This window comes from Sinorhizobium sp. FG01 (assembly GCF_002531875.1).
GTDB classification, from domain to species: domain Bacteria; phylum Pseudomonadota; class Alphaproteobacteria; order Rhizobiales; family Rhizobiaceae; genus Sinorhizobium; species Sinorhizobium fredii_C.
Genome location: NZ_NWTB01000028.1, coordinates 12,485 through 38,018, shown reverse-complemented (window position 1 = coordinate 38,018; position 25,534 = coordinate 12,485). Strand labels below are relative to the sequence as shown.

The 25,534-nt window shown below is 63.4% G+C and carries 23 protein-coding genes; 6 read left to right on the top strand and 17 right to left on the bottom strand.

Annotated elements, in window-relative coordinates; genetic code table 11:
• The coding region (locus tag CO656_RS30585; protein ID WP_210202576.1) for a hypothetical protein at nucleotides 1-260 on the top strand (260 nt) is incomplete at its 5' end.
• Nucleotides 261-506: 246 nt separating this feature from the next.
• Nucleotides 507-2,462 carry a M23 family metallopeptidase gene (locus CO656_RS27590; protein WP_097527923.1) on the top strand — a complete coding sequence of 652 codons (1,956 nt, stop codon included), beginning with the start codon at nucleotides 507-509 and terminating at the stop codon, nucleotides 2,460-2,462.
• A gap of 78 nt (nucleotides 2,463-2,540) precedes the next feature.
• Here the strand turns inward: CO656_RS27590 and clpB are convergent, their stop codons facing one another.
• From clpB to CO656_RS27555, 7 genes are all read right to left on the bottom strand, one after another.
• Nucleotides 2,541-5,147 carry an ATP-dependent chaperone ClpB gene (clpB, locus tag CO656_RS27585; protein ID WP_097527922.1) on the bottom strand — a complete coding sequence of 869 codons (2,607 nt, stop codon included), beginning with the start codon at nucleotides 5,145-5,147 and terminating at the stop codon, nucleotides 2,541-2,543.
• Nucleotides 5,148-5,534: 387 nt separating this feature from the next.
• Nucleotides 5,535-6,176, bottom strand: coding sequence for a DUF4167 domain-containing protein (locus tag CO656_RS27580; RefSeq protein ID WP_037426600.1), 642 nt, complete (start codon nucleotides 6,174-6,176; stop codon nucleotides 5,535-5,537).
• A gap of 316 nt (nucleotides 6,177-6,492) precedes the next feature.
• Complete coding sequence (prmC, locus tag CO656_RS27575) at nucleotides 6,493-7,389, bottom strand: peptide chain release factor N(5)-glutamine methyltransferase (protein WP_097527921.1); 897 nt, start codon at nucleotides 7,387-7,389, stop codon at nucleotides 6,493-6,495.
• A 7-nt stretch (nucleotides 7,390-7,396) separates the two neighbouring features.
• Nucleotides 7,397-8,479 carry a peptide chain release factor 1 gene (prfA, locus tag CO656_RS27570; protein ID WP_097527920.1) on the bottom strand — a complete coding sequence of 361 codons (1,083 nt, stop codon included), beginning with the start codon at nucleotides 8,477-8,479 and terminating at the stop codon, nucleotides 7,397-7,399.
• 69 nt (nucleotides 8,480-8,548) lie between these two features.
• Nucleotides 8,549-10,816: a phosphoenolpyruvate--protein phosphotransferase gene (gene ptsP, locus CO656_RS27565; protein ID WP_037426591.1), complete on the bottom strand. Its 2,268-nt coding sequence runs from the start codon at nucleotides 10,814-10,816 to the stop codon at nucleotides 8,549-8,551.
• A gap of 92 nt (nucleotides 10,817-10,908) precedes the next feature.
• Nucleotides 10,909-12,183, bottom strand: coding sequence for an aspartate kinase (locus CO656_RS27560; protein ID WP_037426588.1), 1,275 nt, complete (start codon nucleotides 12,181-12,183; stop codon nucleotides 10,909-10,911).
• A 218-nt stretch (nucleotides 12,184-12,401) separates the two neighbouring features.
• Nucleotides 12,402-12,923, bottom strand: coding sequence for a class I SAM-dependent methyltransferase (locus CO656_RS27555; protein WP_097527919.1), 522 nt, complete (start codon nucleotides 12,921-12,923; stop codon nucleotides 12,402-12,404).
• A gap of 162 nt (nucleotides 12,924-13,085) precedes the next feature.
• On the opposite strand from CO656_RS27555, the gene CO656_RS27550 reads away from it, so the two are divergent.
• Complete coding sequence (locus CO656_RS27550) at nucleotides 13,086-13,631, top strand: dihydrofolate reductase family protein (protein WP_097527918.1); 546 nt, start codon at nucleotides 13,086-13,088, stop codon at nucleotides 13,629-13,631.
• A 116-nt stretch (nucleotides 13,632-13,747) separates the two neighbouring features.
• On the top strand, nucleotides 13,748-14,494 hold the full coding sequence (gene ubiG, locus CO656_RS27545; protein ID WP_097527917.1) for a bifunctional 2-polyprenyl-6-hydroxyphenol methylase/3-demethylubiquinol 3-O-methyltransferase UbiG: 747 nt from the start codon (nucleotides 13,748-13,750) through the stop codon (nucleotides 14,492-14,494).
• Between the two features lie 18 nt (nucleotides 14,495-14,512).
• Here the strand turns inward: ubiG and CO656_RS27540 are convergent, their stop codons facing one another.
• From CO656_RS27540 to CO656_RS27525, 4 genes are all read right to left on the bottom strand, one after another.
• Nucleotides 14,513-14,941, bottom strand: a complete 429-nt coding sequence (locus tag CO656_RS27540) for a DUF1178 family protein (protein ID WP_097527916.1) — start codon at nucleotides 14,939-14,941, stop codon at nucleotides 14,513-14,515.
• Nucleotides 14,938-15,795: a carbon-nitrogen hydrolase family protein gene (locus CO656_RS27535; protein ID WP_097527915.1), complete on the bottom strand. Its 858-nt coding sequence runs from the start codon at nucleotides 15,793-15,795 to the stop codon at nucleotides 14,938-14,940. Before CO656_RS27535 ends, CO656_RS27540 begins: the two co-directional genes overlap by 4 nt.
• 90 nt (nucleotides 15,796-15,885) lie before the next feature.
• Nucleotides 15,886-16,143: a glutaredoxin 3 gene (gene grxC, locus CO656_RS27530; RefSeq protein ID WP_037426574.1), complete on the bottom strand. Its 258-nt coding sequence runs from the start codon at nucleotides 16,141-16,143 to the stop codon at nucleotides 15,886-15,888.
• Nucleotides 16,144-16,190: 47 nt separating this feature from the next.
• Nucleotides 16,191-16,967: a ComF family protein gene (locus CO656_RS27525; protein ID WP_234819659.1), complete on the bottom strand. Its 777-nt coding sequence runs from the start codon at nucleotides 16,965-16,967 to the stop codon at nucleotides 16,191-16,193.
• A 58-nt stretch (nucleotides 16,968-17,025) separates the two neighbouring features.
• Here CO656_RS27525 and CO656_RS27520 point away from each other — a divergent pair, with 58 nt between their 5' ends.
• A complete protein-coding gene (locus CO656_RS27520; RefSeq protein ID WP_097527913.1) occupies nucleotides 17,026-17,925 on the top strand; it encodes a class I SAM-dependent methyltransferase in 900 nt (299 codons plus the stop codon).
• 43 nt (nucleotides 17,926-17,968) lie between these two features.
• Here CO656_RS27520 and CO656_RS27515 read toward each other — a convergent pair whose 3' ends face one another.
• The 6 genes from CO656_RS27515 to CO656_RS27490 form a co-directional block, all read right to left on the bottom strand.
• Nucleotides 17,969-18,142 (bottom strand): Flp family type IVb pilin, encoded by a 174-nt coding sequence (locus tag CO656_RS27515; protein WP_037426562.1) that lies wholly within the window; start codon nucleotides 18,140-18,142, stop codon nucleotides 17,969-17,971.
• 103 nt (nucleotides 18,143-18,245) lie between these two features.
• A complete protein-coding gene (locus CO656_RS27510) occupies nucleotides 18,246-18,566 on the bottom strand; it encodes a hypothetical protein (protein ID WP_037388500.1) in 321 nt (106 codons plus the stop codon).
• 267 nt (nucleotides 18,567-18,833) lie between these two features.
• The gene (mutT, locus tag CO656_RS27505) at nucleotides 18,834-19,247 is read right to left on the bottom strand and encodes an 8-oxo-dGTP diphosphatase MutT (RefSeq protein WP_037426561.1); all 414 of its coding nucleotides are present in this window, start codon (nucleotides 19,245-19,247) and stop codon (nucleotides 18,834-18,836) included.
• A gap of 3 nt (nucleotides 19,248-19,250) precedes the next feature.
• A complete protein-coding gene (locus CO656_RS27500) occupies nucleotides 19,251-20,060 on the bottom strand; it encodes a GNAT family N-acetyltransferase (RefSeq protein ID WP_176536704.1) in 810 nt (269 codons plus the stop codon).
• A 29-nt stretch (nucleotides 20,061-20,089) separates the two neighbouring features.
• Nucleotides 20,090-21,331, bottom strand: a complete 1,242-nt coding sequence (gene argJ, locus CO656_RS27495; RefSeq protein WP_097527924.1) for a bifunctional glutamate N-acetyltransferase/amino-acid acetyltransferase ArgJ — start codon at nucleotides 21,329-21,331, stop codon at nucleotides 20,090-20,092.
• Between the two features lie 256 nt (nucleotides 21,332-21,587).
• On the bottom strand, nucleotides 21,588-22,442 hold the full coding sequence (locus CO656_RS27490) for a peptidylprolyl isomerase (protein WP_097527912.1): 855 nt from the start codon (nucleotides 22,440-22,442) through the stop codon (nucleotides 21,588-21,590).
• Between the two features lie 248 nt (nucleotides 22,443-22,690).
• On the opposite strand from CO656_RS27490, the gene secA reads away from it, so the two are divergent.
• On the top strand, nucleotides 22,691-25,396 hold the full coding sequence (gene secA, locus CO656_RS27485; RefSeq protein ID WP_037426554.1) for a preprotein translocase subunit SecA: 2,706 nt from the start codon (nucleotides 22,691-22,693) through the stop codon (nucleotides 25,394-25,396).
• Nucleotides 25,397-25,534 lie beyond the last annotated feature (138 nt).

Sequence of the window (25,534 nt, the reverse complement as noted above, 5' to 3'; positions counted from 1 at the left end):
TCCCGCGAGCTCCGCCGCCCACGTTTCTCTTTCTCTATCTTCAATTGTCAAAAAACCGACGGAAAAAACTCCCGTCAACGTTCCCAATCGGCCAAAACTCGCGTCCCAGCCCCAAAATCAGCATCCGCCAATCCAAAGGAAACCCTAGAGCGAAAGTCGTCGTCGCCAGCAGCGCCGCCGCCCTCGTCAGTGATCGGGCTTATAGACCCCACACCTCAGACACGTCAACAGACATTTTTAAAAAAATGACAGTTTTCTGACAACGCCCGAGAACTCAGGCCTTTGCGGCTTACCGAGTTGTTCTGCCAGCATGATCGCCGCCTGTGGAAAACCCTCTTGCCCTCACTTTTTCACAATCGACCGATCTAAGCGTCATCGGCGTTTAGGCACGCGACGTGGGGCCTCCGGCCGGCGATTTGACTTCGGTGTGCGGAACATGCACATCTTTCGCGCAACGTATCGACGTTAAGAATACGGCAAGAGCAATCGGGGACCTCCAGTTTGGCATGATCAGCAACAGGAACATGCTGCGGTCGCTCGGCGATCAACCGCCGATCCTTGCGGATGGACGCCGCGCGCCGGACAGGCGCGAAATCTCCATGCGCTGGCTGTCGGGCACGTTCCTGACCGGCATTACCTCGAGCCTCTTGATGGGAGTGGCGCTTTTCGCCGCGCTTGACGGTCGCCAGCAATTGGCGATCCCGGCGGAAGCTTTCGCGGCGGTCGATCCCGCCGCGCCCGGCGCAGCGCCGATCAGTGCCGCCAAACGCGGCAACCGGATTCTTTCGCCCAACATCGTCGCCAAGCCGGCAGACAAAACGGTCATGGAAGTCTCGACGATGATCCATGACGGCGAGAAGGAAGTGGTCCGCCGCCAGCCTTTCGTTCACGTGAAGATGGCGCTTGCCGCCAACCATCAGGCTTCCGAGGACTATCCCGCCTTCGACCCGCTGGCGATCTTCTCGACCGACGAGGCAGAAGCCGAACCGCCGCCGGCGAAAACCGGCACCATCTACGGCTCGGACGTGGAATCCGAAGTGGCGCTGAAGACCGTGAATTTTCCACTGAAGGGATCCGGTTTCAGTTTCGCCCCATCGATGTCGCTCGACGAAGTCGAAGAAAATGTCCGCACCAACGGCTCCGTGCTGACGGAGGGCAACACCCAGGTCGCCTCCCTCTTCTATGTCGACCCGCAGCGGTTTGCTTCCGACGCGAACAACCTCGACCTGATCCAGGGCTTGTCGGCCCGGATCGTCGAAGAAAACATGACCGTCTCGACCCACGAGACCATCACTGAGCAGAGCACGGAATATGCCGACGACGTCATCCCGGTCCGGCGCGCCACGCCGATCGCCACGGTGCTCGTGAATGCAGGCTATGCCAGGGCCCAGGCCGACGACGCGGCCGGATATATCGAGACGGCGCTCGGGGCGAAGGAGCTTGGCGCGGGCGACGTCCTGCGCATCGGCATCATCCAGAAAGGCGAAGAAGCAAGGATCGTGCGGGCGACGGTCTATTCGCGCAACCGGCACGTGCTGACGATGGCCGTCGACGATCGCGGCCGTTTCGTGCCCGGAGCCGAGCCTCCGAAGCTCGATGCCGTCGCCACCGCCTTCGACGATACCGGAACGCCGGTGATCACCAGCGGTCACGATCTGCCGCGCGTCTATGACGGCATCTATCGGGCCGCCCTCTCCTACGGCATGAATGCCGAGATGATCTCGCTGATTGTCAAGCTGCTGGCGAGCAATGTCGATTTCCAGGCACAGCTCAAGCCGACGGATTCGCTGGAAGCCTTCTTCTCGGTCACCGATGAAAGCGGGCAGGCGACAAAAGAGTCCGAACTTCTCTATGTCGATGCCAAATTCGGGGATGCCGAGACGCGGTTCTACCGCTTCCACGATCCGGACGACAATTCGATCGATTATTTCGACGAGGCCGGCAAGAGCATCCGCCAGTTCCTGTTGCGCAATCCGGTTCCGAACGGCCACTTCCGGTCCGGCTTCGGCATGCGCCGCCACCCGATCCTCGGTTTCTCGCGAATGCACACGGGCGTCGACTGGTCGGCGCCGCGCGGCACGCCGATCATCGCAGCCGGCAACGGCGTTGTCGAAAAAGCCGGGTGGGATTCGGGCGGCTATGGCAACCAGACGCTGATCCGCCACGCCAATGGCTATGTCTCGTCGTATAATCACCAGAGCGCCATCGCCAAGAACGTCAAGGCGGGCGCAAAGGTCGTGCAGGGCCAGGTGATCGGCTGGGTCGGCACCACCGGCCTGTCGACCGGCCCGCATCTCCACTACGAACTGATCGTCAACGGCAACAAGGTGGACCCCTTGCGCATCCGCCTGCCGGGCGGCAAGTCGCTCTCCGGCGAGGTGCTGGCAAAATTCGAGAAGGAGCGGGAGCGCATCGACGAACTTCTCGGCAAGGACGATCCGAGCCAGGTCGCAAGCCAGTAGCGTCTCCACGAGGGACGGAGACGAGACACGAATGGGGCCGCCCTATTGCGGGCGGCCTTTTCGCATTTTGAGAGATGCTTAGGCGGCTTCCTTTGCCGCGGGCGTGCCGCGCTTGAAGTTCAGCCGGTCGGAACCCGCAACGATCTTGATCGCCGATCCGTCCGAGAACTCGCCCTGCAGCATCTTTTCCGCCAGCGGGTCCTGGACATATTTCTGAATCGCCCGCTTCAGCGGCCGCGCACCATAGGCCGGGTCGTAGCCCTTGTCGGCAAGGAAGGCCCGCGCCTCCTCCTCGAGCTCCAGCGTGATCTTCCGCTCGCCGAGCAGCTTGCGCAGCCTTTCGAGCTGTATGTCGACGATCGCCCCCATCTCCGAGCGGCGCAGCCGGTGGAACAGGATGATCTCGTCCACCCGGTTCAGGAATTCGGGCCTAAAGGCCGCTCTGACCACTTCCATGACTTGGTCGCGGACGGCGTCGCTGTCCTCGTTCTCACCGAGGCCGGTCAGGTATTCGGCACCGAGATTCGAGGTCATGATGATCATCGTGTTCTTGAAGTCGACCGTGCGGCCCTGACCGTCCGTCAGGCGGCCGTCGTCGAGCACCTGCAGGAGCACGTTGAAGACATCCGGATGCGCCTTCTCGATCTCGTCGAACAGCACGACCTGATAGGGCCGGCGGCGGACGGATTCGGTGAGCGCACCGCCCTCCTCATAGCCGACATAGCCGGGGGGTGCGCCGATCAACCGGGCGACCGAATGCTTCTCCATGTATTCCGACATGTCGATCCGCATCAGCGCCGTCTCGTCGTCGAAGAGGAAGCGGGCAAGTGCCTTGGTAAGCTCCGTCTTGCCGACGCCGGTGGGCCCCAGGAAGATGAACGAGCCGATCGGCCGGTTCGGATCCTGGAGCCCCGCGCGGGCGCGTCGGACGGCGCGGGACACGGCCTGGACGGCATCACCTTGGCCTACGACCCATTTGGCCAGCTCGTCTTCCATCCGCAGCAGCTTTTCGCGCTCGCCCTCGAGCATCTTATCGACCGGAATGCCGGTCCAGCGCGAGACGACATGGGCGATGTTGTCGGGAGTGACCACCTCCTGCACCATGGCATTGGCGCTCGAGCCGTCCTGGCTCTCGGCCTCGGCAAGCTCCTTCTCGAGATTCGGGATGACGCCATAGGCAAGCTCGCCTGCCCGCTGGAATTCACCCTTCCGCTGGACGATCTGGAGTTCGTTGCGCGCCTCATCAAGCTGCTTCTTGAGGTCCGCCGCCCGGCCGAGCTTCTGCTTTTCCGCCTGCCAACGGGCGGTCAGGGTCGCGGCCTGTTCCTCAAGCGCCGCAAGGTCGAGCTCAAGCTTCTCGAGGCGGTCCTTCGAGGAAGCATCGGTCTCCTTCTTCAGGGCTTCGCGTTCGATCTTCAGCTGGATGACACGCCGGTCGAGTTCGTCGAGCTCCTCCGGCTTGGAGTCGACCTGCATCCTGAGCCGCGAGGCGGCCTCGTCCATGAGGTCGATCGCCTTGTCGGGCAGGAAACGGTCGGTGATGTAGCGGTTGGAAAGCGTCGCCGCGGCCACCAGCGCGGAGTCGGATATCCGCACCTTGTGGTGCTGCTCGTATTTTTCCTTGAGGCCGCGCAGGATCGAGATCGTGTCCTCGACCGTCGGCTCCTCGACGAACACCGGCTGGAACCGGCGGGCAAGCGCCGCATCCTTTTCGACATGCTTGCGGTACTCGTCAAGCGTGGTCGCGCCGACGCAGTGCAGCTCGCCACGTGCCAGCGCAGGCTTCAGGAGGTTCGAAGCGTCCATCGCCCCGTCCGCCTTGCCGGCGCCGACCAGCGTATGCATCTCGTCGATGAAGAGGATGATCTCGCCCTCTTCCGAGCGCACCTCGTTGAGCACGGCCTTCAGCCGCTCCTCGAACTCGCCGCGGTACTTCGCACCGGCAATCAGCGCGCCCATGTCGAGGGCCATCAGCCGCTTGTCCTTGAGGCTTTCCGGTACGTCGCCATTGACGATACGAAGCGCCAGGCCCTCGGCGATCGCGGTCTTGCCGACTCCCGGCTCGCCGATCAGCACCGGATTGTTCTTGGTGCGGCGCGACAGCACCTGGATCGTGCGACGGATTTCGTCGTCGCGGCCGATCACCGGATCGAGCTTGCCGTCGCGTGCCTCCTCGGTGAGGTCGCGCGCGTATTTCTTCAGGGAATCGAAGCCCTGCTCGGCATTGGCGGTGTCGGCCGTCCGGCCCTTGCGGATTTCATTGATGACCTGGTTGAGTTTCGTCGGCGTTACGCCGGCTTTCGTAAGGATGGCGGCGGTCGCGGCCGAGCTTTCCATCGCCAGCGCCAGCAGCAGGCGCTCGACGGTTACAAAACTGTCGCCGACCTTCTTCGCCGCCTCTTCCGCGGCGGTGAAGACCTTGGCGAGCGGCTGCGACAGGTAGACGGAACCGCTGCCGCCCGTGACTTTCGGAAGCTTCGCCAGCGCCGCGACCGTGCCCGCCCTTGCCTCGCGCACATCGCCTCCGGCGCGTTCGACGAGCGATGCGGCCATGCCCTGATCGTCGTCGAGCAATACCTTGAGGACATGCTCCGGCGTGAATTGCTGGTGCCCTTCGGCCAACGCATGGGTCTGCGCCGATTGCAGGAAGCCGCGTACCCGCTCGGAATACTTCTCGATATTCATGTCTTACCTCCATGATCCGGCGAGCCCATCGTTGTGGCACTGGCCGGCGTTTCAGGATCAGGCTCCCGCATTCGGCAAGCCCGCTACTGCATGTCTCCTTAAATCGCTTTCGATTTAAGGTGCTACAGCGATCTTTGCGCGTCCAATACGACGTGCGGCGCTGTAGTGACGGCTCGTCCCAGCGTTGCGGGGGTCCAAGTCTTCGAAGCGAATATGGGGCGATATTTTCGGAAATTAAAGGGCGTCGGAAAGCGGCGTTCCGGGAATCTTTCCGGTGCATGGCGAAGGCCTGCGGAGCCGCCGGGCTCGCGAGCTGGCATTTAACCGATGCAAAAAGCCCGGCCGTCCGGCCGGGCTTTCAGATAGGGAAATCTCGTATTTCTGGCGCTATTCCGATGCCGCCAGGACCGGGGCGTCGCCGCCAGGCTGTCCTTCAGCCGCGGGCTCGTCTCCTGCATTGCGGCGCGGCTGGCGACGCGGGCGGGAGGCGCTGCGGCGCCGCGAGCCGGTGCGGCCGGAAGACGCCACCGACGTCTCCTCCTCCATCGCCACTTCGGCGGGCATGCCTTCGATCACCGGCTGCGGGCCGGAACCGTCGATAACCGGCTGCGGCTCGCTGGGAGCAGGCGCCTGGGCGGGTGCTGCGGCGGCCGGGGCCGGCTCGGCATAGACCTGATCCAGATCGTCCTGATCGCGGTCGAGGTCGCGGTCCTGATAGTCCTGGCGCTCTTCGCGCTGGAAGCGATCCTGCATCTGCGCCTGTGCCGCCGCAATGATGCGGTTGTAGTGCTCGGCATGCTGCAGGTAGTTTTCTGCCATGACACGGTCGCCGGCGCTCTGGGCGTCGCGGGCAAGCGCGGCGTATTTTTCCGCAATATGCTGGGCGGTACCGCGAATTTTCACATCCGGGCCGGAGCTGTCGTACGTCCGCGTCAAGGGATTGGATCCCTTGCGGTTGTTATTGTTGTTATTGCTTCCGTTGTTGTTATTCCGCCCACGGCCGCGCTTGTTCTGCTGTCCTGGCCTCATCGTCCATTCACCTGAATTTTCTTGCTGATGATAATCATATGGTTCCGTATCCCGGCCGGATTGTCCGCGCCCGAGAAAACACGCGCCACGGCAGACCGCCTGTTCGCGGTCCCGGCGCCGGCTGACGTCAAATTAACAGGTACCCGCACAAGGCCCTGTTGAACCCTAGCAACTCTTTCTTGAGAGCAATCCCCGTGGCCAGGTCATACTGGAACGAATCTCTGGTCCATGACCTTCTGCCCAGTGCGCGGCCAGAAACTAGCCCGCTTCCTTGGCGATTCCAAGCCCTTTCTTTGCTCATCCAGAAAAGAGGGCGCTAGTGCAGCATTTTTTCAACGGTGATGCTGCCTTTGACGTCCTGCCCGAATATTAGGACCCGGTCGTTGCCGCCGAAATCCTTTCGGCTCTCAAGCAGTCGGAAGCTCTGCGCTTGGAACAGCGCCGTAACTGCCTGCTTCTGATCGAAACCGATTTCCAAGCCTACAACTCCGTCCGCTTCGAGATGGCGGCCGGCGTGTTGAGCGATGGCACGGTAAGCGTCAAGCCCGTCAATTCCGCCATCCAGGGCGGCAGCCGGATCATGGTTTCTGACCTCCGGCTCAAGCTCATCTATGACAGTGGACCGGATATACGGCGGATTTGAGACAATGACGTCGAACCGCCCTTCCACTGCCTCGAACCAATCGCTCCTAAGCGTCAGGAAGCGTTCGGCGAGCCCGTTCCTCTTCGCGTTTTCGCGTGCCGTCGCCAAGGCGTCTTCCGATATATCGGTACCGGTGCCACGCGCTTCAAGTACCCCGGCGAGAAGCGCGAGGCAAATGGCACCGGTGCCGGTTCCAAGGTCGATGAGCCGGCAGTGTCCCTTGCCCGCGGCTATGCGGCGCACATGGGGGATCAGGCAGTCGACAAGCGTTTCGGTGTCCGGCCGCGGCTCCAGCGTTTCCCTCGAAAGCGACAGGGCCAATCCATGAAACTCGCGCTCGCCAAGAATGCGGTAGACCGGCTCGCGTGCCATCCGGCGGTCGATCGCCGCGCGGATACGCGCTGCATCTTCTGGGCTGACCGGCTCGCCTCCCCTTGCCATAAAGCCGGCGAGCGACAGGCCGAGTAGACCGGAAATCAGGTGCCTGGCATCGACCGCCGCATGTTCGATGCCGGCGGCCCTCAACCGATCGCGGCTCTCGGAAAGCAGCCTGTCCAATGTCTCGCGCATCCCCGGCTCAATTCTGCCGTTCGCCGAGCAGGGCGAGCTGGCTTGCCTGGTGGTCCGCAAGCAAGGCGTCGACGACCTCGTCGATCTCACCCTCCATCATCCGGTCGAGCTTGTAGAGCGTCAGATTGATACGGTGGTCGGTCAGGCGGCCCTGCGGGAAGTTGTAGGTGCGGATACGCTCCGAACGGTCGCCGGACCCCACTTGGCTCTTGCGGTCGGCCGACCTTTCGCTGTCGGCGCGCTGGCGCTCCATGTCGAAGAGTCGGGAACGCAGCACCTGCATCGCCTTGGCGCGGTTCTGGTGCTGCGACTTTTCCGAGCTGGTGACGACGAGGCCGGTGGGCAGGTGGGTGATGCGGACTGCCGAATCCGTGGTGTTGACGTGCTGGCCGCCCGCTCCCGAAGAGCGCATCGTGTCGATACGGATATCCTCGGGGCGGATTTCGATATCGATCTCCTCTGCCTCCGGCAGAACGGCGACGGTCGCCGCAGAGGTGTGGATGCGGCCGCTCGCTTCCGTTTCGGGTACGCGCTGCACCCGGTGGACGCCGGACTCGAATTTCAGCCGCGAGAACACGCCGCGCCCGGAAACCGTCGCGATGATTTCCTTGTAGCCGCCGGCCTCGCCCTCGCTCGCCGAGAGCACCTCGACCCGCCAGCCCTTGGCCGCAGCGTAGCGCTCGTACATGCGGAACAGATCGCCGGCAAAGAGCGCCGCTTCCGACCCGCCCGTGCCGGCGCGGATTTCGAGGATGGCGCTTTTTTCGTCGGCCGCATCCTTCGGCAGGAGCAGGATCTGGATCTCCTCTTCGAGCGCTTCGATCCGCTCCTCCACCTCGGGCTTTTCCATTTCCGCGAGGTCGCGCATCTCCTTGTCCGTCGCCCGGTCGGCGAGCATGGCCTCGAGATCGGCAAGCTCGGCGACCGCCTTCTCGTAGACGCGGATTTTCGTCACGACCGGCTGGAGCTCGGAATATTCCGATGCGAGCTTCACATAGACGTCGGCCGCGGGGCCTGCGGACATGCGCGCCTCGATCTCCGCGAAACGCCGTTCGAGCTCGCGCATCTTTTCAACAGGAAGCTTTGCCAAGTTTCACTCCAAACACGTCCGCCTCGCCCGAACCCGGTTCGGACGAGGATGAAGACGCTTTCGATCAATCTATACCGGTATGCCGTTCGCCGCCGCGAAATCCACCAGAAGCTGGCGGATCGGCGTTTCGGATTTTGTATCGTCCAGGGCGGCATTGAGGACTTCGGCCAGCTTGTCGGCGTCGAGCGCCAGCAGCATGGCCTTGACAGGCCCGACGGCAGTCGAGGCCATGGATACCGAGCGGAAGCCGATACCGAGCAGTGCCATGGCCGAAAGCGGCTTGCTCGCCATCTCGCCGCAGAGCGTCACCGGCGTGTCGTTGCGTTCGCCGGCGCGCACGATGTCGCGCAACATTCTCAGGAACGGCCGACCGAGAATGTCGAAACGGTCGGAAACGCGGGCATTGCCGCGATCGACCGCCATGGCGAACTGGAAGAGATCGTTCGAGCCGACCGAGACGAAATCCACCTCGGCCATGAGTTCGTCAAGCTGCCAGAGCAGAGCCGGCACCTCGAGCATCGCTCCGAACTGCAGCTTGCGCGGCAATTGCTCTCCGAGTTTCGACTGCCGCTCGATCTCCTTCTGCAGGAGCTCGCGCGCCACCTTGAGTTCCGACACCTCGGTCACCATCGGCAGCATCAGCTTGAACTCGGCGCCGGCAGCCGCGCGCAGCATCGCTCGGAACTGGGTCCGCAGCAGGCCCGGCCGGTCGAGCGACAGCCGGATGGCGCGCCAGCCGAGCGCCGGATTTTCCTCTTCCGCCGCGCGGAAATAGGGCACGACCTTGTCACCGCCAATGTCCAGCGTGCGGAAGGTTACCGGTTTGCCGCCCGTCTGCTTCAAGACGTTGCGGTAGAACGCTTCCTGTTCCTCCGCCTTCGGCATGGTGGAGGCGATCATGAACTGCAGTTCGGTGCGAAAGAGGCCGATGCCTTCGGCGCCCGCTTCGTTCAAATGCGGTAGATCGACCAGGAGCCCGGCATTCATCTGCAGCGTAATGCGCTTGCCGTCCTTCGTCAGCGGCTCGACGTCTTTCAGCGCCCTGAACTGCGCCTGGCGGCGGGCGCGGAAGCGCACCTTTTCCTCGTAGGAGCGCTGCAGGTCGGCGACCGGGCGCAGGTGCACTTTAGCGTCATCGCCATCGACGATGATCGCGTCGCGGTTTTCGGCAAGCGCCACCGCTCCTGCTGCCTGCCCCACGACCGGAATGCCCATGGCGCGCGCGACGATCACCACATGGCTGGTGACCGCGCCCTCTTCCAGGACGAGGCCGCGGACGTTCTCGCGCGGATAATCGAGCAGTTCCGCCGCGCCCATGGCGCGCGCGACGATGATCGCGTCGCTCGGGAAATCGGCGGCGGAAAGCTTGGCGCCGTAGCCGGAGAGCTGGCGCAGCAGGCGGTTGGCGAGATCGTCGAAGTCATGCATCCGCTCGCGCAGATAGGGATCCGTCAGCCGGATCATCCTTGCCTTCGTCTCGCTTTGCACTCTCTCGACCGCCGCCTCGGCCGTCAGGCCGTTGCGAATCGCTTCCTCGAGCTTTCTCACCCAACCACGATCGTGCGCGAACATGCGGTAGGTCTCGAGCACCGCCCGGTGCTCGCCTTCCATCGACACGTCGCGCCGCGACAGCATGTCGTCGATCGAGATGCGCAGCGACCCCAGCGCCTCGGCGAGGCGCTGCAGTTCGTGCTCCGTATCCTCGTTGAGCAGGTTGGTGACGACGATCCTCGGCTCGTGCAGCACCACATAGCCAAGGCCGATGCCTTCGCCATAGCTGTTGCCCTCGATCGCAACGGGGCGCGAAAGGTCCAGCTCAAGTCCGGGTTTGGTGATCTTCTTGAGCTCGCCGGTCGCGACCATCTCGGCGAGCACCATGGCGGTCGTCTCGAGCGCCTCGACCTCGTCCTCGCGATAGTTGCGCATCGCCTTGTTCTGCACGACCAGAACGCCGAGCGCACGCCCGGTGCGCAGGATCGGCACGCCAAGGAAGGAGTGGTAGATCTCTTCGCCGGTCTCGGGGAGATAGGTGAAGGCCGGATGCGCCTGCGCGTCGGAGAGATTGAGCGGGCGCGCCGAGGCGGCGATCGTGCCGACGAGACCCTGGCCCATCTTCAGTTGTGCCAAGTGCACCGCGGTCTTGTTCAGACCTTCGGTCGCGTAAAGCTCGAGAATGCCGTCGGAGCGCAGCACATAGACGGAGCACACTTCCGCGACCATGTTCTGCGCGATCTGGCGCACGATACGGTCAAGGCGCTCCTGCGGCTCGAGCGGTTCCGCCATGAGCTCGCGCAACCGCTTGAGGAGAACGCGCGGACCCGCGGAAAGGTCTCTCATCGCGTAGGGTCTCCCGAATAAGAATATACGACGGCACGTGACGGGAGGCGCGGCCCTTGGCGGCCGCGAATCCCCAATCGAATGCCTGCTGTCTAACTCTTATCGAGACCGTAGGCGGAATGCAAAGTGCGAACCGCCAATTCCGCGTATGGACCGTCGATCAGGATGGAAATCTTGATCTCGGAGGTGGTGATCGCCTTGATGTTGATGCCCTTCTCGGCGAGCGCTCGGAAGGCAGAGGCGGCGACACCCGCATGGCTGCGCATGCCGATGCCGATGACCGAAACCTTGACGAGGCCGGATTCCGATTGCGCGACGTCGTAGCCGATCTTCTCCTTGTTGTCGGAGAGCACCTTCAGCGCCTTGTTGACGTCGCCGGACGGGACCGTGAAGGTCATGTCCGTCTTGGAGCCGTCTTCGGAAATGTTCTGGACGATCATATCGACGTTGATATGGGCTTCGGCGAGTGGGCCGAAGATCGCCGCGGAAACGCCCGGCCGGTCGGCCAAGCGCCGCAGCGAGATCTGGGCTTCATCCTTGGCATAGGCGATGCCGGTTACGACTTCCTGTTCCACGATCTCATCCTCATCACAAATCAGCGTTCCGGGCGGGTTCAGAAGGTCACCCATGCCCGGCGCATCGGGATCCTCGAAAGACGAGCGTACGAAGGTACGCACCTTGTGCACCATGGCGAGCTCGACCGAGCGCACCTGCAGGACCTTGGCGCCGAGGGAAGCCATTTCCAGCATTTCCTCGAAGGCGATCTTCTTCAATCGCCGCGCCTTCGGCTCGATGCGCGGATCGGTCGTGTAGACGCCATCAACGTCGGTGTAGATGTCGCAGCGGTCGGCCTTGACGGCAGCGGCGATGGCGACGGCGGAGGTGTCGGAGCCGCCGCGGCCGAGGGTCGCGACGCGATTGTCGGGGCCGAGCCCCTGGAAGCCGGCAACGACGGCCACCTGACCCTCGCCCATGCGGCGGATGATATCGGCGCCGTCGATGTCGAGGATGCGGGCCGCACCATGGGCGTTGTCGGTCTTGACCGGCAGCTGCCAGCCCTGCCAGGAGCGGGCGTTGATGCCCATCGACTGCAGGGCGATCGCCAGCAGTCCGGAGGTCACCTGCTCGCCGGAGGCGACCACCGCGTCATATTCGCGCGCATCGTAGAACGGCGCATTCGAGCCCGCCACCTTCGGCATGTTCTCGACCCAGCCGACCAGCTCGTTGGTCTTGCCGGACATCGCGGAAACGACGACGGCGACCTCGTGGCCGGCATCGACTTCGCGTTTTACATGGCGGGCGACATTGTGGATGCGGTTCAAATCTGCGACGGAAGTCCCGCCGAATTTCATCACGATGCGTGCCATTTCGCCTCTACCGTACCAACATGTTTCGCGCCTGCGCCCGACAGCACTCCCGCCGGCGCCTGACGATCAAAAAGCAGAGACTTCTCGGACATCGGCCAGCCACCGCTGCGGGGAGCGGAAAGTCGCGGCGTCTCTTAGCGGATCAGCGGGCGGCGTGCAATGGGAGGGTGGAGGAAGACTTGAGCGTCGGGGGCAGGTTTCCAGGATCTGGCCGGACGTCAGGCGGCGAAATCCGGGTGTCTCGCCACGACGCAGGCGACGTCGCAACCGCGAACCCGATTCGTCGCCCGCGCCTCCACCATCCAGCCGCTGCGGCACACACCCGCTTCGAGGCGCGGCACGAGATCGTTGGCAATGCGCGAGGGTTCGTCGTGAAAGAGAAAGAGCCGTCCGAACGGCGACAAGTGCCTGGCTAGGACGGCAAGCTCGCGCTCCGGATTGCCGCGCGCGAAAATGCCGACGCGCAGAGCAAAAGCCTTGTCGAATACGGCGCTGCCAAACTCGGCCCGTGCGAGTTCCGCGACCACGAACTCGGCTCGCCCGTCGGCGACGAAGGCGGCATTTCGCCGCCGCGCGGCCTCGATCATTGCCGCCGAACGGTCGATCGCAAGCAACCGACCGTCGACGAGCCGGTCGCACACCATCGTCGCCGCCAAGCCGTGACCGCAGCCGATCTCGAGAATGCACTCGGATGCCTCGGGCGCAAGCATCTCTACCGCCCAGCCGATCCGATCTCTCATCGCCTCACCACCGTCTCACGCCGATTCCTGCTCTCTAAGTTGGCAGCAAACATCTGCGATCGCAATGCTTCAATATTAGCACCACTTGCAAACTTGCTGCAGTTTTGTCATTCTCCGACCTGAGCGAAAGTCAGGCGGCGACGTTCAACGGGAGGAAGGGCAATGCGCAAGGTCATCATGTGGGACATGGTCAGTGTCGACGGCTTCTTCGAGGCGCCGGGGCATGACATCGACTGGTTCGTCTTCGAGGACGAGCTTGCCGCCTATATCGGCGAGACGCAGTTGGAAGCCGGTACGCTGCTCTTCGGACGCGTCACCTACGAGATGATGGCCGCCTATTGGCCCTCGGCCGAGGGCAACATCGCCACTTTCATGAACGGGGCGGAAAAGTACGTTTTCTCGAAGACGCTGACGAGCGCCGAGTGGAACAACACGACACTCGTCTCCGGCGACGCCGTCGCCGAGGTCGAGCGCCTGAAGCAGCGCGACGGCGGCACGATCTTCATCTTCGGCAGCGCCGACTTTGCCGCCACCCTGACCGCCTGTGGACTGGTCGACGAATACCGTCTCGGCATCAATCCTGTGCTCCTCGGCAAAGGCACTCCGCTCTTCCAGAACATCCCTGAGCGCACCAAGCTGGACCTCACCCATGTCCGCCCGCTAAAATCCGGCGTCGTCATCCTGCACTATCAGCCCGCCAAGGCTTGAGGCGGTTTGCAAAGCCGCCCCTTGACATCGCCCGTCGATCGTCCGACTTCACCTTTCGACAGGGCGGATTTCGGGCGCGACGTTTCTGCCCGGACCCGATACGCGAGGAGGCTCCGATGAGCGAGACGGCACGCACGACGATCGACCAGAGCGAGGTGGACCGTTTCTCGGCAATGGCGGCCGAATGGTGGGATCCGACCGGCAAGTTCCGGCCGCTGCACAAGTTCAACCCCGTGCGCCTCGCCTATATCCGCGACAAAGTGTGCGAACAGTTCGACCGGGATCCGAAGAGCCCGCAGCCGCTGAAAGGCCTGCGCCTTCTCGATATCGGCTGCGGCGGCGGGCTGTTGTCCGAGCCGATGGCGCGCATGGGCGCGGATGTTCTCGGTGCGGACGCTTCTGAAAAGAATATCGGCATCGCCAAGGCGCATGCGGCGGGCAGCGGCGTCAACGTCGACTACCGCGCCGTGACCGCCGAGGCTTTGGCCGAGGCTGGCGAGAGCTTCGATATCGTCCTCAACATGGAAGTCGTCGAGCATGTCGCCGATGTCGACTTCTTCATGACCACCTGCGCCCATATGGTGCGGCCCGGCGGCCTGATGTTCGTCGCCACCATCAACCGCACCCTGAAGGCCGCTGCCCTCGCAATCTTCGCCGCCGAGAACGTGCTGCGCTGGCTGCCGCGCGGCACCCATCAATACGACAAGCTGGTCCGCCCGGAAGAACTCGAAAAGCCGCTCGAAGCGAGCGGCATGGAGGTCGCCGACCGCACCGGCGTGTTCTTCAACCCGCTTGCCAATCAATGGAACCTGTCGAAGGACATGGACGTCAACTACATGATCGTCGCCAAACGGCCGATTTGAGGACGCCGGCCGGGCCGCTCAGTTCGTGTCGTCCGGAAGCACTGGCAGCGGCGCGATCTCAATGCCTTCCTCGAGCAGCGCGGTCGCCTCTTCCGCGGTCGCCTTGCCGATCAAGCCGCGCTGGTCGGCCTCGCCATAGTGGATCTTGCGGGCCTCCTCGGGAAAGCGCTCGCCGACATCTTCGGCGTTGGCGCGGATCGTCTTGACCATTTCACGAAGCTTGGCGATCGTCTCCTTCTGCGCCTGGTCCATGACGAGGGCCTGCCGGGCTTCCTTCTTGCGGGCGGTGGAGACGGTTGGCGCCATCAACTGCTTGCTGACCGAGCCGGAACCACAGGTGGGGCAGGTGACGAGATGAGCTTTGGCCTGCCGGTCGAAGTCGCCGCTCGACGAGAACCAGCCTTCGAATCCATGGCCATTGTCGCAGGACAAATTGTAGCGGATCAAGCTGCAACGCCTCCTTTTCCAGCCGGGACCACTTGATCGAGCACGAAATCGCGGGCGTTCCTGAGATTGGGTATGCGCCCTCGCGCGCCGCTGACCGCCGCCACGTCGATTTCCGCGATAAGGACCGCCTCACCGGCCGGGCCGGCCTGGGCAAGCACCCTGCCCCAGGGATCGACGATCATCGAATGTCCGAAGGTCTCCCGTCCGTCCTCGTGCTGCCCGGCCTGGGCAGCGGCAATGACGAAAAGCCCGTTCTCGATGGCGCGAGCCCTCAGCAGAATTTCCCAATGCGCCTCGCCGGTCTGACGGGTGAACGCCGCCGGCACCGACATGATCTCCGCGCCGGCCACCGCCTGCTGGCGGAAGAGCTCCGGAAAGCGGACGTCGTAGCAGATCGCAAAACCCAGCTTGCCGAAGGGTAGATCGACCATGCGCGCCGTGGCGCCCGGCCGATAGACGGCGCTCTCGCGCCAGCTTTCGCCATTGTCGAGGTCGACATCGAACATGTGGATCTTGTCGTAGTCGCAGATCTTCTTGCCATCCGGCCCGAACAGGAAGCCGCGATTGGCGACCTTGCCGTCCGGAAGCGCGATCGGCGTGGAGCCGACATGGAGATAGACCCCGAGTTCGCCGGCAAGACGCGCCGCCTCCTCAAAGACGAGATCGTCGGCTTCGTCTTTAATTACCGAACGCAGCCCCGCCCGGTCGCGCTGGATGGCCCCGGTCATTTCAGGCGTCTGAATATAGCTGGCGCCCTGCGTTGCGGCTTGTCGCACCAGCCTGACCATCGTTTCGACGTTCCTCGCCGGATCGACGCCGGAGCACATCTGGACGGCTGCAGCCTTGAAACTCATTGCCCTTTTCTCCCAAGCCAGAGCGTGGGGTCTACCCGACCCGGACCATTCCTTTGAGCTTTCGTGCGATACTGTGCGCTTCGCCTTAACTCAAGCGGCGAGCATCTCGTCGAGCTTGCCGGCCCGATCGAGTGCATGCAGATCATCGCAGCCGCCGACCGGGACGTCGTTGATGAAGATCTGCGGAAAGGTCCTCCCGCCATTGGACTTTTCGATCATCGTCTGGCGAAGCGCCGGGTCATAGGTCGCGTCGTGCTCGACGAAATCGACGCCCTTGCTCTCCAGAAGTTTCTTCGCTCTTGTGCAATAGCCACAGAACTGACGCGTATAAATGACGACCGAAGCCATGGTTTCGAACTGCTCCTTCGCCGGCACCAGTGCCGGCCGTTTTTTCGTCATATAGGCTCGGGCAACGCCATTGCAAAGGTCAAAACCGTGACCTCCGCGGCTCCGGCGCGTCTCAGCGCGCGGGTCGCGGCGGAAACCGTTGCGCCGGTCGTGTAGACGTCGTCAACGAGGACGATGCGTTTCCCCACGAGCGAGGATTTGGCGCTCTCGGGTACGGCAAAGGCGCCGCGGACATTCTCCTCGCGTGCCCGCGCCCCGAGCCCGACCTGCCGGCGCGTGCGCCTGATACGGCGAAGCACATCGGGACGATAGGGCTTACCGGCCCGTTCGGAGACACAGCGCGCCAGTTCCGCCGACTGGTTGAACTTTCGCCGCCAGAGCCGAAATGCGTGGAGCGGCACCGGCACGATCATATCGGCCGCCGCGACGGCGCCGTCGCTGGCCCGGACCATCCATTCGGCCATCATCCGCGCGAGATCGGTGCGGTCGCGATACTTCAGCCCATGCACCAGATCGCGGGCAATTCCCTCGAGGAGAGACACGGAACGCAACCGGTGGAAGGGCGGCGGATTGGCAATCGCCTGCGGCGAAACGGCCCCCGGGCCGGGATCGAAGGCGAAGGGCGAGCCGAGGATTTCGCAATAGGGTCGCTCGATCAGGCGCAGCTCCGCCCAGCAGGAGGGGCAGACGGCATGCGCATCGCCGGTCAGCCGACCGCAACCGCAGCAGACGGGCGGGAAGACCAGATTGACCGCCGCCCCGCCGAACGTTTGAAACAGCGCTCTCCAGCGCTTCGCCCGATTTCTCCAACCGTCCCGTTCCATAAGGTTGACTTTGTCCCCTTCAGGGTTTCTTTGCATCCGTGATTTCGGAGAGAGTATCGTGGAAATCGTCTTTGACCAGAGCCTCGTCGAGGCGCACCGCCGCAAAGCGCTGCGCCGGGCGGACCCGAAAGCGACCTTCCTTCTTGATATCGTGGCGCAGGAACTGGCAGATCGCGTCAGTGTCGTCGACCGGTATTTCGACAGAGCCATGGAATTGCACGGCTACACCGGCGCCGCCGCCGCCCGCCTCGCCGAAACGGGAAAGGTCGGCACTATCGAGCGAGTGGAAACCGACGAAGGCTTCGGCTCGCCCCATGCTCCGGTTACCATTGCCCCCCTCGAGGGCATCCCGGCGGAAGCGCAAACTGTCAATCTGCTGGTGTCGCCGCTGTCGCTGCATCTGACCAACGATACGCCCGGCGTCTTCATCCAGGCGCGCCGCGCCCTCAAGCCGGACGGGCTCTTCCTTGCCGCGATTCCCGGCAGCGGCACGTTGCAGGAGCTTCGCGAATGCCTGCTTTCGGCGGAAGCGGAACTGACCGGCGGAGCGAGCCCAAGGGTCGTGCCCTTCGCCGACGTGCGCGACATGGGCGGGCTTCTGCAGCGCGCGGGTTTTGCCCTGCCGGTCGCCGACGCGGAAACCTACACGGTTCGCTACGATTCGCTCTTCGGGCTTCTCAAGGATTTGCGGGCAATGGGCATGACCAACCCGCTTAAGGCCAGAAGCCGCCGGCCGGTGCCGCGCCGCTTCTTCCTGAGAGCGGCCGAGATCTATGCGGAACGCTTCTCCGATCCGGACGGCCGGGTTCGCGCGACCTTCTCGATCATCTATGTCTCGGGCTGGGCGCCGCATGAGAGCCAGCAGAAACCGCTGAAGCCCGGCTCGGCCAAGCAGAGGCTGTCGGATGCGCTCGGGGTGAGCGAACACGCACTGAAGGACTCGGGGAAGCAGTCCTGACAGGGCATTTTGCCCAACTCGTGCCGGTATCGCCCGGACTGGACTATGTCCAGGAGTCTTCCATCGCATCGGCGATCAAATTCAGCACATTCAGCAATTCGTTGGAAAAGTTCTGAAAGCCGAGGAGAAGGGCGACGGAAATCAGGGCCGCGATGAGACCATACTCCACGACGGTCGCACCGTCTCGGCTGCGAAGGAGAGATCTCAGCTTGTCCATGCGTCCTCCGGCCCCATGACGGCGGCGAGGTCCTCGAGGAGCTCCCAACCGTCCTATGGTCAATGGCAGCGAAAGACGCGGGGCTTGCGCGTATTCGCTCGAATCAGCACCCGCTCCTGCTGCCGTTTGCATCGATGATGCAGACGGCGCCCGGCATTTCCTGAAGCACGCTGCGGCGCACGGTGTAGCGCTTCGCCGTGCCGCCGGAGGGAATCGAGCCGGTGGAGATATTGTCGTAGTCGATCGGCGTGTTTGCGAGCATCCGCTTGTCGCCCTTCGATGAAAGCATTGGCGTCAGGATCAGCGTCAGCGCGATCACTGCCGTGCCGAACAGCAGCGACAGATTGAGCACGCCCGTCCGGCGGGACTGGCTCGCCACCAGATCCTTGTCCTGAACTGTCCTCCAGAAATCCTCGTCCACCATTCCAGCCTCACAAACACCTCAGAGAGCGGGGCGAAGCACCCTTCCCAAGCTTCGACCTCACCACAGCTGCCCGAAACCGGCGCGGCCAATGATCGGGGCGCGCCGAAACTGATAGGCTCGATTGTGAAGGAGGGTGATAAACTTTTGATTAATAAATCTTGGAATTTAGGGGAGTTTACCGGCGTTGACGCTCGGTTTTCCTCCGATCACAGACAAATTTATTAATGAGACGCGGCAGCACCCGGAATGCCGCCTTCCGCCCTGCGCCTAAAGGAGATCCATCAGGAACGGGATCAGCGGCTCGTCCGCCGGCGGCATCGGGTAATCACGCAAGGCCTTCGGGCGCACCCATTTGATCAGCTGGCCCTCCCGCCCCTCGGCAAAACCCTCATAGCGCCGGCAGATGTAGAGCGGCATCAGCAGGTGAAAGTCGTCGTAGCTGTGGCTCGCGAAGGTGAGAGGTGCAAGGCAGGCGACCTTGGTGCGAATTCCGAGTTCCTCTTCGAGTTCGCGAATCAGCGTCTCCTCCGGCGTTTCGCCGGCCTCGACCTTGCCGCCGGGGAACTCCCAGAGGCCGGCAAGCGGCTTTCCTTCGGGCCGTTGCGCCAGGAGAATGCGCCCGTCCGAGTCGACTAGCGCACAGGCTGCAACGAGCACGATCTTCTTTGCCGCTACTTCCATGCGTCAGATCCTCGGCGTGCGATAAAGGTAATCATAAACCTCGGAGAAACCGGCTTTCCGGTAGAGCGCGATTGCTGCCGTGTTGGCGGCTTCCACCTGCAGCCAGGCCTTTCTGGCGCCGCGCAGGCGTGCCCAGCGCAGTGACGCGTCGAGAAGCGCCCTGCCGACGCCCCGGCGCCTGACGGACTCCGCCACCGAGAACTGCATGATGCCGGCCAGGTCGTTGTCGTGAACGACGAGCGACACGGCCGTGGGGCCGAAGTCGCGATCCTCGAAGAGAAAAAGGCCGCATTCGGGTTTGATGGCGTTGATGATCTCGGCCAGCACCGGCTTGGTCGCCGGATCGCCCTTGCCGATCTGGAGCCTCGCGTCGACAAAACGGCCGAGATCCTTGATCGGCAGGTGGTCCATGCCCTCGCCGAGCTCACCCTGCGCGAGATCGAGCTCCATGACGAGGCTGCGGCTGAAGGATGTCCAGGCTTCGCCGTCCATGTAGGCGATGAGTTGCGGCGGTGTGAGCGGGGTCTGCCGGACCGTAAGCGGCCGGCCATGTTCGGCAAAGCGCCGCGCCGCCTTCTCGAGCCGGATGGCAATGTCGCGATAATCGGACGGATCGAGCGGATTGATCGAATTCAGGCGCTTGGAGGGATGCCCGGCGGTCAGTCGGATAAGCCAGCTGCCGTCATAAACGACCGTCGCGGCGGGCCAGGCGCGAAAGCCCACCGCTTCGAGGCGCCGCACACTGGGAAGATCAACCATGCTTGCTCCAACCGCCCCGCTCTCGACCGGCGGCCGTCTGTCGTTCGATGTCATATCCCGTCCCGATCAAGCGAGCGACCGCATCAGCTTCTGTAATCGCCGTTGATCTCGACATATTCCTTGGTGAGGTCGCAGGTATAGACCGTTGCGCGACCCGGACCGAGGCCGATATCGACGCGGATCGGAATGTCCTCGCCCTTCATCACGGCGGTCGCTTCCGCTTCCGAATAGGCCGGATCGCGCTCGCCCTCGACGGCGACGCGGACGTCGCCGAACCAGATCGCCAGCCTGTCGCGCTCGGCCATCTCGCCGGACTTGCCGACCGCCATGACCACCCGGCCCCAGTTGGCGTCCTCCCCGGCAACCGCCGTCTTGACAAGCGGCGAGTTGGCGATCGAAAGCGCGATGCGCTTGGCGGCAGCGTCGTTCTCAGCGCCCTCGACGGTCACTTCCACCATCTTGCGCGCGCCTTCGCCGTCGCGCACGACCTGCAGCGCCAGGTCACGCAGCAGGTCGTTGAGCGCCCTCCCGAAGGACTGGAGCCGCGCATCGCCCGCATCCTCCACCCTCGCCTGCCCGTCCTTGGCCGCAGCGCCGGTGGCAAACAGCATCAAGGTGTCGGAAGTGGACGTATCGCTGTCGACCGTCACGGAATTGAAGCTGGGGCCGACGCCGGCCGAAAGCAGCGCCTGCAGTGCGGCGGGTGCGATGTCGGCATCGGTCACCACGAAGGAAAGCATGGTCGCCATGTCCGGCGCGATCATGCCGGCACCCTTGGCGATGCCGTTGATGGTGACCGTGACGCCGCCGATCTCGGCGCTACGGGTCGCGACCTTGGGATAGGTGTCCGTGGTCATGATCGCCTTGGCGGCCTCGAACCAGAAGTCCTCCTTGGCCGATGCCGCGAGCCCGTCGAGCACGCCGGCAAACTTGGTGGCGTCGAGCGGCTCGCCGATCACGCCCGTCGAGGCCAGGAAAATCTCGCCCTCATTGCAGCCGACCGCCCGGGCGGCGGACTGCGCGGTGAGTTCGGTCGCCTCTTTGCCCTTCTTGCCGGTGAAGGCATTGGCATTGCCCGAATTGACGACCACGGCACGTGCGTGACCGCCCGGGAGATTTCTACGGCAGAAGTCGACGGGGGCGGACGGGCACTTCGAACGCGTGAAGACACCGGCCACCGCCGCCGGCTGATCGAAGACCATCATCAACACGTCAGTGCGGTTCTTGTACTTGATCCCCGCGGCGGCGGTCGCCATGCGCACGCCGCGAAGGGGCGGCATTTCAGCAAAGGTTTTCGGAGCGAGCGGAGAAACGGTACCGGACATGGCGAACCCTGTTTGAATGCCTCTGATCACCATGGTTACGGGCAACCATGGTGATCTTTTCCATTGTTTCAGAGCGGGATGCGCGCGGAACGCCGCGCACACTTTTCCTCATCCCGCTCCAAATGGTGCGAGAAATGCCCGAGCGACATTCAGCCGCCGGGCATCCCGATCCTAGTCTGACGAGCGGCTGGCGCGACGAACGCCTCTTCTCCGCTCTGGCACGGGACCGTCCTTGAGGGTGGCGGCCCCGAAAAAGCTACTGGCCTTGGCGCGCCTTGCCGGCGTCTTCATAGGCCTTCTTCAGCGCCGGATCGGAAATCTCGACGCCGGTCGCCTTTTTGGCAGTGTCCAGCAGCGCAAGGTACTTGTCGCGCATGACGAGCTGACGAACCTGCGGCTCGACCTGCTCGAGCGTCGGCGGCGCCTGCGGACGCTTGTCCTCGACCAGGATCACGTGGAAGCCGAACTGGGTCTTGACCGGCATCTTTGTATAGCTGCCCTTCTCGAGCGCGAAAGCAGCCGTCTCGAATTCCGGCACCATCCGGCCCTTGGTGAAGTAGCCGAGGTCGCCGCCATCGTCCTTGTTCGGATCGGTGGACTTGGCCTTGGCGAGTTCGACGAAGCTCTTGCCGGCGTCCAGTTCCTTGATGATCGCCTTGGCCTCGTCCTCGGTCTTGACGAGGATGTGGCGGGCCTTGACTTCTTCCTGCGCCGGGATGGCGGCGATTTCCTTGTCGTAGCGTGCCTTGACCTCTTCCTTCGTCACCGCATCGACGACGTGCTTCTTGAAGAAGGCGTTGTGAAGTTCGCGCTCGGTTAGGAAGGCGACACGCTGCTTGAAGGTCGCGTCGTTCTGCAGGCCTTCCTTCTCGGCATCCTTGACGAGCAGCTTGACGTCGATGACGGCGGAAAGGGCTGCGGCGCGCTTCTGTTCGTCGGGCATCCGCTGGAGCTGCGGATCGAGGCTGGTGATCGCGAGATCAAGCTCCGACTGACGGATTTCCTGCCCGCCGACCTTCGCGACGACCGGATCGGTCCCTTCGGCGCGGGCGACGCCTGCGGCCATCATCGCGACCAGCGCCGCGGCCGCCAGGGTCTTGTATCTAGACATGTTTCTTACCTTTCACCATTGGCCGCCAGCGCGATTGCCTCCGGCCCTTCGAGGGGGCTGCACAACACCAGAATGTGGCGGTTCTGTAGCCGTCCGGCCGCGCAAGTGCGTTGACATAATCCGACCCCCCTCTTATCTGTCACGCAACCTCGCGTCCAGAACAGTTTCCGGGCGTTTCACGGCATTAGACGGTTTTTCGAGCCGGACCTGAAACTCCCAGGGCGATAAATAAGGAAAGGACCATTCGGATGGTCAGTCTCGGCGGCCTTGCCCGCAAGTTGTTCGGTTCCGCCAACGATCGCCGCGTCCGCGGCTACCAGGGTCGGGTGGACGCAATCAACGCTCTCGAAGCCGACATGAAAACGCTGAGCGACGAAGCGCTCGCTGCAAAGACGGTGGAGTTTCGGAGTCAACTCGGCGAAGGCAAGACCCTCGACGACCTCCTTGTGCCGGCCTTTGCCGTGGTGCGCGAGGCCGCCCGCCGCGTTCTCGGCCTGCGTCCCTTCGACGTCCAGCTCATCGGCGGCATGATCCTGCACGAGCGCTCCATCTCCGAAATGAAGACCGGCGAAGGCAAAACGCTGGTGGCGACGCTGCCCGTCTACCTTAACGCGCTCGCCGGCAAGGGCGTGCATGTCGTCACCGTCAACGACTATCTCGCCCAGCGCGACGCCAGCATGATGGGGCGGATCTACGGCTTCCTCGGCCTGACGACGGGCGTCATCGTCCACGGCCTCACCGACGAGCAGCGCCGCGACGCCTATGCCTGCGACGTCACCTACGCGACCAACAACGAGCTCGGCTTCGACTATCTGCGCGACAACATGAAATACGAGCGCGCCCAGATGGTGCAGCGCGGTCACTTCTTCGCGATCGTCGACGAGGTGGACTCGATCCTGGTCGACGAGGCGCGCACGCCACTGATCATCTCCGGCCCGCTCGACGACCGCTCGGATCTCTACAATACGATCAATGACTTCATTCCGCTGCTGTCGCCGGAAGACTACGAGATCGACGAAAAGCAGCGCTCGGCCAATTTCTCGGAGGAGGGCACCGAGAAGCTCGAAAACCTCTTGCGCCAAGCCGGGCTCCTGAAGGGCGAGTCGCTCTACGACATCGAGAACGTGGCGATCGTCCACCACGTCAACAACGCGCTGAAGGCGCACAAGCTGTTCACGCGTGACAAAGACTATATCGTGCGCAACGGCGAGATCGTCATCATCGACGAGTTCACCGGCCGCATGATGCCGGGGCGTCGCTACTCCGAAGGTCAGCATCAGGCGCTGGAAGCCAAAGAAAAGGTGCAGATTCAGCCCGAGAACCAGACGCTCGCCTCGGTCACCTTCCAGAATTACTTCCGCATGTACGAAAAGCTTGCCGGCATGACCGGCACCGCGGCGACGGAAGCCGAGGAATTCGGCAACATCTACGGCCTGGAAGTGGTCGAAGTGCCGACCAATCTGCCGATCAAGCGCCTCGACGAGGACGACGAGGTCTATCGCACCGCGGGCGAGAAGTACAAGGCGATCATCGACGAGATCAAGGCGGCCCACGAGCGCGGCCAGCCGATGCTCGTCGGCACCACCTCGATCGAGAAGTCCGAGCTGCTCGCCGATATGCTGAAGAAGAGCGGCTTCTCGAAATTCCAGGTGCTGAACGCCCGTTACCACGAGCAGGAAGCCTATATCGTCGCCCAGGCCGGCGTGCCGGGCGCCGTCACCATCGCAACCAACATGGCCGGCCGCGGCACCGACATCCAGCTCGGCGGCAACCCGGACATGCGCATCCAGCAGGAACTGGCCGAGGTCGAGCCCGGCCCCGAGCGCGATGCGCGCGAAAAGGCGATCCGCGAGGAGGTGCAGAAGCTCAAGGACAAGGCGCTCGCCGCCGGCGGCCTTTATGTCCTTGCCACCGAACGCCACGAAAGCCGCCGCATCGACAACCAGTTGCGCGGCCGCTCCGGCCGCCAGGGCGACCCGGGCCGCTCGAAGTTCTTCCTGTCGCTGCAGGACGATTTGATGCGCATCTTCGGCTCCGACCGCATGGACGGCATGCTGCAGAAACTGGGCCTCAAGGAGGGCGAGGCGATTGTCCATCCGTGGATCAACAAGGCGCTCGAACGCGCCCAGAAGAAGGTCGAGGCCCGCAACTTCGACATCCGCAAGAACCTCTTGAAATATGACGACGTGCTCAACGACCAGCGCAAGGTCATCTTCGAGCAGCGTCTCGAACTCATGGACGCGGAAAGCGTCACCGAGACGGTCACCGACATGCGCAACGAAGTGATCGGGGATATCGTCGCCAAGCGCATTCCCGAGCGAGCCTATGCCGAGCAGTGGGATGCGGAAGGACTTAAGGCCGACGTCCAGCAATACCTCAACCTCGACCTCCCGATTACCGAATGGGTCGCCGAGGAAGGGATCGCCGAGGACGACATTCTGGAGCGCATCACCGCCGCCGCCGACAAGGCCGCCGCCGAACGCGCCGAGCGCTTCGGGCCGGAGATCATGCAATATGTCGAGCGCTCGGTCGTGCTGCAGACGCTCGATCACCTCTGGCGCGAGCACATCGTCAACCTCGACCATCTCCGCTCGGTCATCGGCTTCCGCGGCTACGCCCAGCGCGACCCGCTGCAGGAATACAAGTCCGAAGCCTTCGAGCTCTTTCAGGCCCTGCTCGTCAATCTCCGCCAGGCGGTATCGGCGCAGCTGATGCGCGTCGAACTGGTGCGCGAGGCGCCCCAGGAGCCGCAGCCGCTGCCGCCTATGGAAGCCCATCATTTCGACCCGATTACCGGCGAGGACGACTTCGCGCAGGCGGCGCTTGGCGCCGCCTCCCCGGCAAAGCGCAACGCCGCAGACCCCTCCACTTGGGGCAATGTCGGGCGCAACGAGCCCTGCCCCTGCGGTTCGGGCAAGAAATACAAGCATTGCCACGGAAGCTACGAAGCCTGACGAGATGCCGCCTCCGGGCGGCATTTTCGCGTCCGAGACCGCGCCGCAGAGCGGCCTGCTGAACCGTTTGTTAACGCTGTTCTGGCAGAAGTGATGCCCTGTATTGCGTAATCTCAGGGTGTCTTCGTGTTGATGGCG